This is a genomic window from Ruegeria sp. AB6 (assembly GCF_056542685.1).
Genome location: NZ_JBQGAD010000006.1, coordinates 181988 through 196506 on the forward strand (window position 1 = coordinate 181988; position 14519 = coordinate 196506).

At 56.3% G+C, this 14519-nt stretch carries 12 protein-coding genes; 9 read left to right on the plus strand and 3 right to left on the minus strand.

Going from position 1 to position 14519, the window contains the following annotated elements:
• The first annotated feature begins 47 nt into the window (after positions 1-47).
• From mutM to recF, 6 genes are all read left to right on the plus strand, one after another.
• Positions 48-899, plus strand: a complete 852-nt coding sequence (mutM, locus tag ACR0DB_RS14180) for a bifunctional DNA-formamidopyrimidine glycosylase/DNA-(apurinic or apyrimidinic site) lyase (RefSeq protein WP_480551711.1) — start codon at positions 48-50, stop codon at positions 897-899.
• A gap of 66 nt (positions 900-965) precedes the next feature.
• Complete coding sequence (locus ACR0DB_RS14185) at positions 966-1742, plus strand: enoyl-CoA hydratase (protein ID WP_170790064.1); 777 nt, start codon at positions 966-968, stop codon at positions 1740-1742.
• A 225-nt stretch (positions 1743-1967) separates the two neighbouring features.
• Complete coding sequence (rpsT, locus tag ACR0DB_RS14190) at positions 1968-2231, plus strand: 30S ribosomal protein S20 (RefSeq protein WP_170351928.1); 264 nt, start codon at positions 1968-1970, stop codon at positions 2229-2231.
• A 561-nt stretch (positions 2232-2792) separates the two neighbouring features.
• A complete protein-coding gene (gene dnaA / locus ACR0DB_RS14195) occupies positions 2793-4178 on the plus strand; it encodes a chromosomal replication initiator protein DnaA (protein WP_480504139.1) in 1386 nt (461 codons plus the stop codon).
• 228 nt (positions 4179-4406) lie between these two features.
• Positions 4407-5528: a DNA polymerase III subunit beta gene (gene dnaN, locus ACR0DB_RS14200; protein ID WP_480551713.1), complete on the plus strand. Its 1122-nt coding sequence runs from the start codon at positions 4407-4409 to the stop codon at positions 5526-5528.
• Positions 5529-5587: 59 nt separating this feature from the next.
• Positions 5588-6682 (plus strand): DNA replication/repair protein RecF, encoded by a 1095-nt coding sequence (gene recF, locus ACR0DB_RS14205; protein WP_480551715.1) that lies wholly within the window; start codon positions 5588-5590, stop codon positions 6680-6682.
• Here the strand turns inward: recF and ACR0DB_RS14210 are convergent.
• A complete protein-coding gene (locus tag ACR0DB_RS14210) occupies positions 6679-7245 on the minus strand; it encodes a carboxymuconolactone decarboxylase family protein (RefSeq protein ID WP_480551717.1) in 567 nt (188 codons plus the stop codon). The two genes, recF and ACR0DB_RS14210, sit on opposite strands and share 4 nt — an antisense overlap.
• A gap of 100 nt (positions 7246-7345) precedes the next feature.
• On the opposite strand from ACR0DB_RS14210, the gene ACR0DB_RS14215 reads away from it, so the two are divergent.
• Both ACR0DB_RS14215 and gyrB read left to right on the plus strand, forming a co-directional pair.
• Positions 7346-7918 (plus strand): TetR/AcrR family transcriptional regulator, encoded by a 573-nt coding sequence (locus tag ACR0DB_RS14215; protein WP_170770904.1) that lies wholly within the window; start codon positions 7346-7348, stop codon positions 7916-7918.
• A 102-nt stretch (positions 7919-8020) separates the two neighbouring features.
• Positions 8021-10438, plus strand: a complete 2418-nt coding sequence (gene gyrB, locus ACR0DB_RS14220; RefSeq protein ID WP_170770902.1) for a DNA topoisomerase (ATP-hydrolyzing) subunit B — start codon at positions 8021-8023, stop codon at positions 10436-10438.
• A gap of 394 nt (positions 10439-10832) precedes the next feature.
• Here the strand turns inward: gyrB and ACR0DB_RS14225 are convergent, their stop codons facing one another.
• Positions 10833-12143, minus strand: a complete 1311-nt coding sequence (locus ACR0DB_RS14225; RefSeq protein WP_480551720.1) for a carbohydrate porin — start codon at positions 12141-12143, stop codon at positions 10833-10835.
• A gap of 58 nt (positions 12144-12201) precedes the next feature.
• Positions 12202-13266, minus strand: a complete 1065-nt coding sequence (locus ACR0DB_RS14230; protein WP_480551722.1) for an aspartate/glutamate racemase family protein — start codon at positions 13264-13266, stop codon at positions 12202-12204.
• 232 nt (positions 13267-13498) lie between these two features.
• On the opposite strand from ACR0DB_RS14230, the gene ACR0DB_RS14235 reads away from it, so the two are divergent.
• Entirely contained in the window at positions 13499-14497 is a 999-nt protein-coding gene (locus ACR0DB_RS14235) for an AraC family transcriptional regulator (RefSeq protein ID WP_480551724.1), read from the plus strand.
• Positions 14498-14519: the final 22 nt, after the last annotated feature.

Below are 14519 nucleotides of genomic sequence, written 5' to 3' on the forward strand. Positions count from 1 at the left end.
CCATAAGAGGCGGGCACAATGCGGCCCTTTGGAATAGGAGCCATCTAATGCCCGAATTGCCCGAGGTCGAGACAGTAAGACGCGGTTTGACCCCGGCGATGGAGGGGGTGGTGATCGAACGCGCCGATGTGAACCGTCCCGATCTGCGCTGGCCCTTCCCCGACCGTATGGCCGAGCGGCTGACGGGGCAGCGGATAGATCGGTTGCGGCGGCGGTCAAAATACATTCTGGCCGATCTTTCCAGCGGCGAGACCTTGCTGATTCATCTGGGCATGTCGGGGCGGATGACGGTCTCGGGCGATCCGTTGGGTCAGTTCGTGCATGATCATCCTGCGGCGCAAAAACATGACCATGTGGTCTTTCACATGGCTAATGGTGCGCGCGTCACCTTTAACGACCCGCGCCGGTTCGGGGCGATGGACCTGTTGCCCACCGCGAATGCCGAGGCGCATAAGCTGCTCTCGGTTCTGGGGCCGGAACCCTTGGGCAATGACTTTCACGAGCAGCACCTGATTGATGCGTTCATGGGCAAGAACACCCCTGTCAAATCCGCACTGCTGGATCAGGGAATCGTTGCCGGATTGGGGAATATCTATGTCTGCGAGGCGCTTTATCGCGGCAGAGTGTCGCCACGTCGCAAGGCCGGGAAAATTTCGGCGCCGCGTGTTGCAGCGCTGGTCCCTATTATCCGGCAGGTCCTGCAAGATGCCATTCAGGCCGGCGGGTCGTCCCTGCGTGATTTCCGCCAAGCCGATGGAGAACTTGGATATTTTCAGCACAACTTTGATGTCTACGGGCGTGAAGGCGAACCCTGCCGTACCGAAGGCTGCGGTGCGCCGATCAAGAGAATCACCCAGTCCGGTCGCTCATCCTTCTATTGCGCGCAATGCCAAAGATAACTTGATCCAGCTTTTGCGCGTGATAATGAATCGTATCTGAACGGAACAACCGGAAGCTTACACCTCATGGCTTTTGAGACGATCATCGTCGAAATCGAAGACCACGTCGCTCTTATCAAGCTGGACAGACCCGATGCGCTGAACGCGCTGAATTCGCAGCTTATCGGCGAATTGTGCGCGGCATTGGAAGATGCCGATAGCAATGACAAGGTGCGCTGCATCGTCATCACCGGCTCGGACAAGGCATTTGCTGCAGGCGCGGATATCAAGGAAATGTCCACGATGAGCTTTGTCGACGTCTACACTACGAATCTGTTTGCGGATCTGAACGACCGCATGACGGCCATCCGCAAGCCGATCATTGCAGCCGTGGCAGGCTATGCGTTGGGCGGTGGGTGTGAACTGGCGATGCTATGCGATTTCATCATCGCCGCGGACAGCGCCAAGTTCGGCCAGCCCGAGATCAATCTGGGCGTGATCGCAGGTTTGGGCGGCAGCCAGCGACTGACCCGCTTCGTGGGCAAGTCCAAGTCGATGGACATGAACCTGACCGGTCGGTTCATGGACGCGGACGAAGCAGAACGCGCCGGTCTTGTCAGCCGCGTGGTGCCGGCCAAGAAACTTCTAGAAGAGGCGATGGCCGCCGCACAGAAGATCGCAGAGAAATCTCAGCTAAGTGCAATGGCCGCGAAAGAGGCGGTCAACCGCAGCTACGAACTGACGCTGAGCGAGGGGATGCTGTTCGAACGCCGCGTCTTCCATTCGATGTTTGCGACTGAAGATCAAAAAGAGGGCATGGCTGCATTCCTTGAAAAACGGGCCGCGCAATTCCGCGACAAGTAAGCGGGCGGCATATCGGATCAGGCGGGCAGGGCCCGCCTTTTTTCATGTCTGATACGCGGCTACAAGAATCTGCTTGGCAAACCCCGGCAGTTTGGATAGTAACCGCCGCTATACATGCGCGTGCGGCCCGCTTGGCCCGACTCACACTCGTGATTTCTGATCCGGTGCGGATAATTCCGTGGCGCGCAACCCTAGATAACCGTACCGAACAAAGGTCAGAGACACATGGCTAACTCGCCCCAGGCAAAGAAACGCGCACGTCAGAACGAAAAGCGTTTTGCAATCAACAAAGCGCGCCGTTCGCGCATCCGCACCTACCTGCGCAAAGTTGAAGAAGCGATCGCTTCCGGAGACAAAGACGCAGCAACTGCTGCCCTGCGCGCAGCACAACCCGAACTGATGCGCGGCGTCACCAAAGGCGTTTTCCACAAAAACACCGCATCGCGTAAAATGTCGCGGCTGTCGGCCCGCGTCAAAGCGCTGGGCTGAGTCGCACAGTGACCGCTGGTGACCTTAGGTCACGTAAGCAAGACTGATCTATTTAAAGGGCGTCGCACAGTGCGGCGCCCTTTCTGCTGTTGCCAGAATACCGCGTCCGCACGAAACCGAGAGATTCTTTCGCCCCCAGACCCGAGTCAATATCAGAGTTTCGTTGCCCCGAGCGTCACCCTCTTGCTACCACTGTTTTAGCGATTCACTCGCTTGGGGGGACAGGCTGTTTCACCGACCGGACTGACGGGCATCAGGATGGTCAGGGAACGATTGTCGGCAACCGGTTGCACCGGATTGCCGGTCTGCTGTGGGACTTGGCGCACCAAGAACCTAGGCCCTGTCGAAAATTGAGATTGCGAGCCACGACCCGGTTTTCGGGGCGATCCGGTTATGGAACGTCTGCGAAATTGGTCTGTGCAGGCTTTCTGGGACGAAGGCGCCGAACTTTGCGGGTTCGGCGGGTGGGTATCCTTTTTGCGAGTGAGCGTCAGAACCGGGTAACCGGACACATTAATAAGGCCGACAGGCCAATAAAGAATGGGATGCGTGAGGCGCTGAATGACACAAGAGAAATGGGGACTACTGCAAAACAATTTGCTCAAGGCAATCGGCAAGAACAATTACACGACCTGGATTGAACCTCTGCAATTCCAAGAAGTTCAGGATGGCGTTGCGGTGTTCTCGGTGCCGACGAACTTTATGGGCAATTACGTCAGCCAGAATTTTGCCGACCTGATTCTGTATGAGATGAATACATCCGGGGAATCCGTTCAGCGTCTGGCCTTTCGGGTCGCGGCCAATTCGCCTGCGCGCCCTTCGGTCGAAGCAACACCTGCGGTCGAAGTCCCGCAGGATGAGCCTCTGTCGCAGCAGGCCGCCGTCGGAAATGAGGCGCTTGAGTCCCTGCAAGCTGCTCCGCTGGATACCCGTTTTACCTTTGATACGTTTGTTGTCGGCAAACCCAACGAATTGGCCCATGCCGCCGCGCGCCGCGTGTCCGAAGGCGGTCCGGTGACCTTCAACCCGCTGGTTCTGTATGGTGGTGTTGGTCTGGGTAAAACCCACTTGATGCACGCCATTGCGTGGGAGTTGAAGACCAAGCGCCCTGATCTGAACGTGCTGTACCTGTCAGCAGAACAGTTCATGTATCGTTTCGTTCAGGCCCTGCGCGAACGCCGGATGATGGATTTCAAACACCTGTTCCGCTCGGTCGACGTGCTGATGGTTGATGACGTGCAGTTCATCGCAGGCAAGGATTCCACGCAGGAAGAGTTCTTTCACACCTTCAACGCGCTGGTGGATCAGAACAAACAGATCATCATCTCGGCCGACCGTGCGCCGGGTGAGATCAAGGATCTGGAAGACCGTGTCAAATCGCGCCTGCAATGTGGTCTGGTTGTGGATCTGCATCCCACTGACTATGAGCTGCGTCTGGGCATTTTGCAGAACAAGGTACAGCACTATAGCGCCACCTATCCCGACCTGCAGATCGCTGATGGCGTGCTGGAATTTCTGGCCCACCGCATCTCGACCAATGTGCGGGTGCTGGAAGGTGCGCTGACCCGTCTGTTTGCTTTTGCCTCGCTGGTAGGTCGTGAGATCGATATGGAACTGACGCAGGATTGTCTGGCTGACGTGCTGCGTGCCTCAGAGCGCAAGATCACCGTCGAGGAGATTCAGCGCAAAGTGTCCGAATACTACAACATCCGTCTGTCGGATATCATCGGCCCCAAGCGCTTGCGGTCTTATGCTCGCCCGCGTCAGGTGGCGATGTACCTGTGCAAGCAGTTGACCAGCCGCTCGCTGCCCGAGATCGGGCGTCGGTTTGGCGGGCGCGACCACACCACCGTTATGCATGGTGTGAAGCGCATCGAAGAGCTGAAGACCACCGACGGTCAAATCGCCGAAGACGTGGAAATGCTGCGCCGCGCTCTGGAGGCGTAGGACGTATCTTCAGAAAACAGGAAAACGCCCCGGAGCCTCACATCCGGGGCGTTTTCTTGTGCGATAAACTCCACGGTTGATTGGGAACTGTGCCCAAGCGGCCACGTGGCCCTTGACCCTTTGGGCAATCCGACTCAGAAATCCATAAAAAATCCTTGTGCCTCAGGGTGGAACCGCTAACGTGCCAGTCCCGCCCCTATCGGCACGCAAGTCAGAGGAATTGAGGGTATGAAGATCAGCATCGAACGCGGCACCCTTCTCAAGGCCGTTTCGCAGGCCCAATCCGTTGTGGAGCGTCGCAACACCATTCCGATACTGGCCAATGTGCTGATCGAGGCCGAAGGTGACCAGGCAATGTTCCGTGCCACCGATCTGGATATCGAGGTGGTCGATAAGGCCCCAGCGCAGGTAGAACGCGCGGGCGCGACCACAGTGGCCGCCACCACCTTGCATGAAATTGTGCGGAAACTGCCCGATGGCGCGCTGGTTACGCTGACAGCTGACAGCGCCGCAGGGCGTCTGACGGTCGAGGCCGGGCGGTCGAACTTCTCGCTGGCGACGCTGCCGAAAGAGGATTTCCCGGTGATGGCGTCCTCGGAATATCAATCGAACTTTACTGCGTCAGCAGCCTTGCTGCGTCGGCTGTTTGACAAGTCGAAATTTGCAATTTCGACGGAAGAGACGCGCTATTATCTGAACGGCGTTTATATGCATGTGGCCGATGGGTCCGATAGCGGTAAGGTGCTGCGCTGTGTGGCCACCGATGGGCATCGTCTGGCGCGCATCGATGCGGACTTGCCTGATGGGGCGGCAGACATGCCGGGCGTGATCGTACCGCGTAAAACCGTAGGTGAGCTGCGCAAGCTGCTGGACGATGACGAGATGGACATCGCTGTCTCGGTCAGCGAGACGAAAGTGCGTTTTGCTACTCCCGATATCACGCTGACCTCCAAGGTGATCGACGGCACCTTCCCCGACTACACTCGTGTTATTCCGCAAGGCAACACGCGCCAGTTGGAAGTGGATGCCGCCGAGTTCGCTCAGGCTGTGGACCGGGTGGCGACTGTTTCGTCCGAACGCTCGCGCGCGGTGAAGTTGCAGTTGGATGCGGATAAACTGGTTTTGTCGGTCAATGCGCCCGATAGCGGTGCGGCTGAGGAAGAACTGGCCGTGGCATATGGCGATGAGCGGCTGGAGATCGGGTTCAACGCGAAATACCTGCTGGAGATTGCGTCTCAGGTGGATCGTGAAAATGCGGTGTTCCTGTTCAATTCGGCCGGTGATCCAACCCTGATGCGCGAAGGCAATGACCAAAGCGCGGTTTATGTTGTCATGCCGATGCGCGTCTGATCGCGCTGGCGCGCGATGCCTCCGGCGGAGGTATTTTTGAACAGAAGAAGGGAGGGGTCATGGGATTGGCCCTGACCGAGCTTACGGTCTCGCATTTTAGGTCTCATAAGCTGGCGCGTTTGTCTCTGGATGGGCGGCCGGTGGCGATCCATGGGCCGAACGGGGCCGGTAAGACCAATATTCTGGAAGCGGTGTCGTTGTTTTCGCCCGGTCGCGGCATGCGGAGGGCGAGTGCCGCTGAGATGACGCGACGACCCGAAGCGCTGGGGTGGAAGCTGTCAGGCCTGCTGAACGCACAGGGGCAAGGCTATGAGATCGAGACATGGTCCGAAGGGGGCGCTGCGCGGCAGGTTCGGATTGATGACAAGGCGGCCAGTCAGATTGATCTGGGCAAGCTGGCGCGCGTGGTCTGGCTGATCCCGTCGATGGATCGGCTGTGGATCGAAGGGGCTGAGGGGCGACGGCGGTTTCTGGATCGTATCGCGCTGAGTTTCGATCCCACTCATGCCGAGGCCTCGCTGGCCTATGAGAAATCCATGCGCGAACGCAACCGCCTGCTGAAAGAGCAGGTGCGGGATGCCCATTGGTATGCCGCGCTGGAAGGGCAGATGGCCGAGACCGGGCATCGCATCCATACGACGCGTTTGGCGGCCTTGGAGCATTTGCGCGGGGCGCAGGAGCAAGCTGAAACCGCGTTTCCTTCGGCTGATCTGGAATTGGTGCAGTCTGAGGGCGCGATGCCGGGTACGGTTGAGGATCTGCGTGAGGCGCTGAATGAAAGCCGGTTTCGCGATCTGGCGGCGGGGCGGACCTTGGTGGGGCCGCATCGATCGGACCTGTACGGTGTGTTCGCGGCCAAGGGCGTTCCGGCCAAGGATTGCTCGACCGGAGAGCAAAAGGCCCTGCTGGTCTCGCTGATCCTGTCGAATGCGCGGGCGCTGGCGGGGATGGTGGGTGCACCGCCGATTGTGCTGCTGGATGAGGTGGCCGCCCATCTGGATGCCGGACGGCGGGCCGCGCTCTATGACGAGATTTGCGCCTTGGGTGCGCAGGCCTGGATGACGGGCACCGGGCCTGAGCTGTTTGTGGAATTGGGCGACCGGGCCCAGACGCTGGTTGTGACCGAAAGCGACGGGTCCTCGGTTGTCGCTTAGGCAGGTTCGCTGACCTTGCGTTCCCACAGGAAGCCGTGCATCACCTGATCGACCGGGGTTTGCGCCATGTGATTCATGTAGTTCGACATGGTTTTCTGAGCCAGACCCAGCACCACGTCCAGCACCGCGCGGTGCGAGTAACCTGCGTCAAAGAAGGCTTGCAGCTGTTCCTCGCTCGGGTTGCCGCGGCTTTGCATCACCTGCAGGGTGAAGGTGCGCAGTGCCTCAAGCTTGGCGGACGGCAGTGGGGTTTCGTTGCGCAGCGCCTCGGTGATTTCGTCCGAGACCTTCATCATCTTGGCGATGCCGGTATGGGCGGGCACGCAGTAGTGGCATTCGTTTTCCACGTTGATGGTCTGCCATACGACGGTTTTCTCGTCATTGTCGAAATCGGTTTGCAGAAACAGGTGGTGCAGCATCTGGTAAGCTTCCAGGTGCTGGGGGCTTTCGGCCATCACCTTGTGCAGGCCGGGCAGGCGCCCAAATGCGGCCTGCGACTTTTCCAGCAGCGGTTTGGACCCTTCGGGCGCTGTTTCGAGGTCATGAGAGGGGAAGTTTGCCATGTCAAAGCTCCTGTTTCCGGCGAAGTGAATCACATTTAAGCTTTCTTGAGTGATCGCTCAAGTATATATTTGAGCAAACGTTCAAGAATTGGTGACGGCGATGCCAAGAAAACCATCATACGACCGGGATGCGCTGATTGCGCAGGCGCGGGATATATTCTGGCGGCAGGGGTGGGCCGGCACGTCGCTGAAAGATCTAGAACACGCGCTGAACCTGAAACCTGGCAGCTTTTATGCCGCATTCGGGTCGAAGGATGCGCTTTATGCACTGACATTAGAGCGATACGCGCAGGACGGCGTAGCGCGTCTGATGGCGATGGCTGATGAGATGGGTCCGTTGCGGGCACTGAAAGCGCAACCGCATGTGGTGATCGACGCGGGTGCTGTGCCGACGCATGCCTGTATGCTGGCCAAGACCTATGCGGAATTGCAGGCCAAAGGTCATGAGTTGGCGGACAAGGCGAGTGGCCACATGGTCGAGATGAAAGAGTGTTTCGCCACGCTCTTCCGTCGTGCCCAGCAAGCCGGAGAGATCGGGCCGGATCACGACCCGGATCGGCTGGCTGCACGGTATCAGTCGGACATTCTGGGCCTGCGATTGTCCGCCGAACGCAACGATGTGAATGCCGCAGAAATCGCCGCAGATATCGCGTCGGATTTGGACCGGCTTTGATCGGCCGAAAACGGCAGAGAAAACCACAAAATCTTGGGGGAGCGCGTGACATTCCCCACCAGAAAACGTATAAGTTACCAAAATAATATAGGTACTAACGGCATGTCCGACGACGCACAGGCACCACAGGAATACGGCGCTGATTCCATTAAAGTTCTCAAAGGCTTAGAAGCTGTTCGGAAACGTCCAGGTATGTATATCGGGGATACGGATGATGGCTCGGGTCTGCACCATATGGTGTATGAGGTCGTAGACAACGGAATTGATGAGGCGCTGGCCGGTCACGCCGACCATGTAACCGTAAAAATCCACGCCGATTCCAGTGTTTCAGTCAGCGACAATGGGCGCGGGATTCCGGTGGATATTCACCCCGAAGAGGGTGTGTCCGCCGCTGAGGTCATCATGACCCAACTGCACGCGGGCGGTAAGTTCGACAGCAACTCGTACAAGGTGTCGGGCGGTCTGCACGGCGTGGGTGTCTCGGTGGTGAACGCCCTTTCCGATTGGCTAGAGCTGCGCGTCTGGCGCAACGGCAAGGAACATGTGGCGCGCTTTGAAGGTGGCGAGACAGCAGAGCATCTGAAAGTGGTTCAGGAGTGTGGTGAACGGACCGGGACCGAAGTGCGGTTTCTGGCCTCGACCGATACATTCTCGAACCTCGAATATTCGTTCGATACGCTAGAAAAGCGCTTGCGTGAGCTGGCCTTCCTGAACTCGGGCGTGCGGATCATCCTGATCGACGAGCGCCCCGCCGAACGGCTGGAAACCGAGCTGTTCTATGAGGGCGGTGTTAAAGAATTCGTCAAATACCTCGACCGGTCCAAGACACCAGCGATGCCTGAGCCGATCTATATCAAGGGTGAACGCGACGACATCGGCGTGGAAATCGCCATGTGGTGGAATGACAGCTATCACGAGACGGTCCTGCCTTTTACCAACAACATCCCTCAGCGGGACGGCGGCACGCATGTGGCCGGGTTCCGGGGTGCTTTGACCCGGACGATCAACAATTACGCGCAGTCCAGCGGGATCGCGAAGAAGGAAAAGGTCAGCTTCACCGGCGATGACGCGCGCGAAGGTCTGACCTGCGTGTTGTCGGTTAAAGTACCTGATCCGAAATTCTCATCCCAGACCAAGGACAAGCTGGTGTCGTCCGAGGTGCGCCCCGCGGTCGAAGGCTTGATGAACGAAAAGCTGGCCGAGTGGTTCGAAGAGAACCCGAATGAGGCCAAGGGGATCGTCGGCAAGATCATCGAGGCCGCTTTAGCCCGTGAAGCCGCCCGCAAAGCCCGCGAACTGACCCGCCGCAAGACGGCGATGGATGTGAACTATTTGGCCGGTAAGCTGAAGGACTGTTCCGAGAAAGATCCGTCTAAGACTGAAGTTTTCCTCGTCGAGGGTGACTCGGCCGGTGGTTCCGCCCAGACGGGTCGGGACCGTCTCACTCAGGCCGTACTGCCGTTGCGTGGTAAGATCCTGAACGTCGAACGCGCGCGGTTTGACCGGATGTTGTCATCTCAGGAAATTGGCAACCTCGTGATGGCGCTGGGCACCGGCATTGGTCGGGACGAGTTCAACATCGAAAAGCTGCGCTACCACAAGATCGTCATCATGACGGATGCCGATGTGGACGGCGCGCATATTCGGACTCTGCTGTTGACCTTCTTCTACCGGCAAATGCCAGAGCTTATCGAAGGTGGATACCTTTATATCGCACAGCCACCGCTCTATAAGGTTTCGCGTGGTAAATCAGAGGTTTACCTGAAAGATCAGGCGGCTCTGGACGACTACCTGATCAATCAGGGGGTCGAGGGCGCGGTCCTGAAACTGGGCTCGGGCGAGGAAATCATCGGGCAGGATCTGACCCGAGTGGTCGATGAAGCGCGTCAGTTGAAACGTGTTTTGGACGCCTTCCCAACCCACTACCCGCGTCACATTCTGGAACAGGCTGCGGTAGCCGGTGCCTTTGTACCCGGTGCGGTCGATGCCGACCTGCAAGGCGTCGCGGACAAGGTGGCCGCTCGTCTGGACCTGATCGCGCTGGAATATGAACGCGGCTGGCAGGGCCGGATCACACAGGATCACGGCATTCGTCTGGCCCGCATCCTGCGCGGCGTCGAGGAGGTCCGTACACTGGACGGCCCCATGCTGCGGTCTGGTGAGGCACGCAAAACCGGCAGCTTCACGCAAAGCCTGCAAGAGGTCTACAACACCCCCGCCACCCTGATCCGCCGCGACCGGACGCAGGCCATCCACGGCCCGCTGGACCTGTTGCGCGCCATTCTGGAAGAAGGCGAAAAGGGCCTGTCTCTGCAGCGCTACAAGGGTCTGGGCGAAATGAACCCTGATCAGCTGTGGGAAACCACGCTGGACCCGGATGCACGTACACTGTTGCAGGTCCGCGTGGATGACATGGTCGAGGCGGATGACCTGTTCACCAAACTGATGGGCGATGTAGTCGAACCGCGCCGAGAATTCATCCAGCAAAATGCGCTAAGCGTGGAAAATCTGGATTTCTAGGGATGTAGGTTTGCGCATAACACTTCGCGCACCCCAAAAGTTTGCGTAGTTTGCCCATAGTTTTGCGCTGCGCGATTGTCTGCCCTCTCGATGAATTCAATCAGTTTTTGGCGTGGTTGTTACGGTTTTTGTCCTTTGCGGTGCCCAACCCCGCATGGGGCCTCCCAAGGCCCCTTGGGTTCCATGCGGCCTTTTTGCTTGGATTCTCGAGAAGGTCTGTGATGCGCAGTAAGCGGACTTTGCAAAGTTCAAGTCGTTTCACGAGAGCAGACCATCATTCACTTAACGGCATTGGCAAAACTCGTCCCGATCTACAGTTGCCTTGAGAGCTGGATGGAGCGAGTGCATTCGGAATCTCCGAGGTCATACTTCCGAATGCAGCGCCTTCGCCAATTCAAAATGTCAGTCGCGCTCGTAACCCAAGAACTGTCACTGCACCGTCGCTTGAGTTGAATGCAGGATTATCCAAGTACTGTATACTTGGCGTAATTGCGAAGTTCTGAGCGACCTGCCAGCGATAGAATGCTTCGATTGCAACTTGGTCTTCATCTGATTTTGGCGGTCGACCCCAACTAGCTCCAAGTCCCACTTCACTTGCTCGGAAAACGCCCTTCGTAATACCAGCGGCTGCGTATCTTTGGTACGGTGTGCTGGCATCTTCGTTTGCCCATGCAAGTCGTGCAAAAGTTCCAATGCGCGAATTTTCGAAGGTATAGCTGCCTGTTAGGCCGACACCGTAATTGTCATCGTCGGTGTGCCAAAGAGCCACGTGAACGTTGTTGAACAAAAACGAAGCATCGGACACGCTTTGATCGGTCCAACCAAACTCAAGAGCTTTGAAGTAGTCGCCATCACCCAGAGTATCAAAGCTCAAGCTATCGTATTGCCCATTGGCATCCATAACCATGCCCAAAACATAGAAGTTGGTGCGAGGAATGCCGATGTACCCTGAGATTCCAAACGAACCGGCTGACGGATACCCAATAGTAGGGTTTAAGATAATGCTGTTGTTCTGAAACGACGTAAGGTTGTCGGAGTATGGCGTAATGTCGAACTGCGAGAACGCACTCATGTAGCCGACATTGACCTCAATTGGGGCATCGCCAACGTCTAATCGCTGACGCCATTTCAAGACTGTGATCCCCCATTGTTGATTAGACCAATCCGGTGCGCTCGTTCCGACCCAACCAAAGTTGGCTGCCAGCGCTTCTGGCGGCAAAGCCGTACCAATCCGGTGGCGGTTTTCAACTCTGAAGTCCAAAGTACCTTTTCTGGAGGGATCGTGTCGATTTATCAGGTCCCACGAAAGGAAGGCCCGGAAAATCCCACCGGTTGCGTGAGTGTCACCTACAGAATTGTCGGACCACTGAGTGTTGAAGCTGTAGTCAAAACCCAGATTGAAGCCATAACGTTCGGCCAGGCGAGCTTTCCAATCCAACCACGGTTTCAGCGCATTATCGATTGCAGGAAAATCGAATTCAGCCTCTCTGGTTGCTTCAAGTTCCTCCAGCGTTCCCTCTACCGAGGTGGGAGCAGTTGGAATAACCGGTACTGAATCAGTGGTATTTCCGGGGTCCTGCGCTCTCAATTCAACAGGTGAAGCTAACAGAGTAAGTATGAACAGAGTTCGAAGTGTGAAAATGCGCGAGGAAGCCACACTTGCACTTTTCGAAATTGGCGCTGTTGTACGCAATTGTTCGGTCACGATCAGAATCCTGCTTTTGTACCCGACGACCAAATTGATCGCCGGGGTAATTTTTGGATCAGATGACTCCGAGGAAAGGCTTGCGCAACGTACCCTCGTAAACCCACTTAGTAAGTGTCGTATAGTCCCATACGGGCATACGTACTGCGTCTTGAACTTTGTAAGCGGCAGGCGGCAGTTCAGTGCATTCCAAGAGGATACATTTTACTTCCGGGTTACTTGCAACCAGGGCCTTAGCGCCTTCCACAATCTCGTTTTCAAGCGCTAGCATGTTGTAACTACCGGTGAGTTGCAGCACGTTTTGCATTTCAGGACCATTTTCCAGCCCTTGGATAACGAGCCGCTCCGCTTTCTGCTGCGGGGTCACGCCACAGTTTTCAATCGCCGGTGAAGCAGCAAGAGCCTCACCATTGGCAGTCACGATGCCAACTTTCGAACGTGGCGGTAAACTCGCAATCATGGCAGGCAGTTGGAGTAGGCTGGAGGAGAAAAGAGGCGTATCGATTTGCTCGGCGATTGCTTGTTGGTAAGTTCCGTAGAACCCACAGTTTGCCATGATCGCACGAACGCCTTGAAGCTCCAGCCACTTCGCGGCTTTAACCATTTCAGCAGTAAAAGACTCGGTCGGAACGGGGGCAAGAATGTCATAGACATTTGGGGGAACTGCTTCCCGGTACAACATCGGAAAATCGAATGTTGTTGCATTGCCCATGTTGCCCGGCGCCATCGGCAAATACGCTCGTGCCTGAATAAGGCCAATTGTTACACCCCCTACATTCCTGCCGAACCACCAGTCAATATTGGCGTCTTTGCCAGCGGTGAACTCTGGAACATAGTAGTCACTCGTCCGTTCTGCCGGTGGCGACAATTGTTCGGATGGAGTGGTGTACCAGTCGGGTGCTTCCGCCGGGGGGTCATTTGTGTAGAGCGCTTGTGCTTGGGCGTCACGTGTAGCGGCAACAAAACCAGCAGCTAGCGCAGCGGCGCTCCCTGCCTTAAGAATGTCGCGCCGGACCAGCGAACTTGGCGCCCCATCGTCTGGTCGAATATCCGCGTCGGGGGTCTCATTGATTTCTTGGAAGCGCACCTTTTGGTCGCTCGCATTGTTGGGGTTGTCGGTCACAGTGAGTCCTCCATTTTGCGAATAGCACGGTGTCGGAATGGGTTGCTGGCGTTAGCCGCAACGAGACATTTTATGGGGTTCACTCTGACAGTTCTGACCGTGTTCAGTCTGACGATTCCGATCAAGGCGATGCGATTATTGACGGAAATCGTCAGGGCGGCGACAATACATCACATTCCGATGTCATAATGGCTATGTGGATCATGGACCTCGCATATTTCGAGGATCAGGCATGAGCGGCCCAACGCAACCCCTGATCCGGCTCTCAACGGGTAAGCCAGCGCTTTCCGCGCTGGATGCCGTTTATGATCGCTCTGACGAATTACTCACACGGATTGGATTGGCCCGAGAGTCCTTCGATGATCCTGAAATTTTCGTTCATGCAATCGTCATGTACCAGTTCTTTGAGGAGGCAGCTTCCGCAGCTGACGACCCATTCTTTTTGGCAAAGATTGGTAAAATGATAGCGGGATCGAAATGGCCCCCTTTAGTCGAGGCCGCAGACTGCGCTGTTACGTTGGGATCTTTCCTCACCAAACTGGTTGTGGTGGCAACTGATCATTCGAGTTCCACCGAGCATCACTTGGATGTGAGCGGAAAATCAGGCTTCCTGTTTGGTTGCAGATACTACGACACACCGTTCGTACCAGCTCAGATTGATGGGTTCTTTGCAGCGATGTTCGGAGAAATTATTAAGCGATCCATCGGCGAAAAATGGAACCCCGATGACGTGATGGTCACTATAAGCGACCCAAACGCACTTCCGTCCGAATTTCTTGGATGTTCGGTTTTGGCTGGAGATCGACGTGGTCATCGCGTTGCTTTCCCAGCAATCTGGCTAACGGAGCCATTTTCTTCCGACGACTTTTTCAAAGGACCAAGTGAACGATCTGGAACATCGCTACCTCCGAGGCGAGTAATTGTCAGTGTTAGAGAAGCTCTCAAACCACACATTGGTGTACAGCCTCTGAACAATGAAATTGCCGCAGGTATCTGTGGTCTTTCAGAGCAGCAACTGTCACGTAAACTTCGCAAGGAAGGCACAAGCTTGGGCAAGTTGATTGCAGAATTGAAATGTGAACATGCAGAAATGCTTCTTTCTCAGCAGAAGGCCAGCGTAGCAGAAGTCGCAGAGGTGCTAGGGTATTCCGACGCAACCAGTTTCGCTCATGCCTTTCGTGGCTGGACAGGTAAGGCACCGAGTGACCTAAAAAAGCAGCGTGAAAATTAGGTGCCTTCAATCTTAGCAAATT

What these genes read in the sequence shown, in the direction of transcription:
- mutM (WP_480551711.1), top strand. Translation starts at nt 48, where the DNA reads ATGCCCGAATTGCCCGAGGTCGAGACAGTAAGACGCGGTTTGACCCCG.
- ACR0DB_RS14185 (WP_170790064.1), top strand. Translation starts at nt 966, where the DNA reads ATGGCTTTTGAGACGATCATCGTCGAAATCGAAGACCACGTCGCTCTT.
- rpsT (WP_170351928.1), top strand. Translation starts at nt 1,968, where the DNA reads ATGGCTAACTCGCCCCAGGCAAAGAAACGCGCACGTCAGAACGAAAAG.
- dnaA (WP_480504139.1), top strand. Translation starts at nt 2,793, where the DNA reads ATGACACAAGAGAAATGGGGACTACTGCAAAACAATTTGCTCAAGGCA.
- dnaN (WP_480551713.1), top strand. Translation starts at nt 4,407, where the DNA reads ATGAAGATCAGCATCGAACGCGGCACCCTTCTCAAGGCCGTTTCGCAG.
- recF (WP_480551715.1), top strand. Translation starts at nt 5,588, where the DNA reads ATGGGATTGGCCCTGACCGAGCTTACGGTCTCGCATTTTAGGTCTCAT.
- ACR0DB_RS14210 (WP_480551717.1), bottom strand. Translation starts at nt 7,245, where the DNA reads ATGGCAAACTTCCCCTCTCATGACCTCGAAACAGCGCCCGAAGGGTCC.
- ACR0DB_RS14215 (WP_170770904.1), top strand. Translation starts at nt 7,346, where the DNA reads ATGCCAAGAAAACCATCATACGACCGGGATGCGCTGATTGCGCAGGCG.
- gyrB (WP_170770902.1), top strand. Translation starts at nt 8,021, where the DNA reads ATGTCCGACGACGCACAGGCACCACAGGAATACGGCGCTGATTCCATT.
- ACR0DB_RS14235 (WP_480551724.1), top strand. Translation starts at nt 13,499, where the DNA reads ATGAGCGGCCCAACGCAACCCCTGATCCGGCTCTCAACGGGTAAGCCA.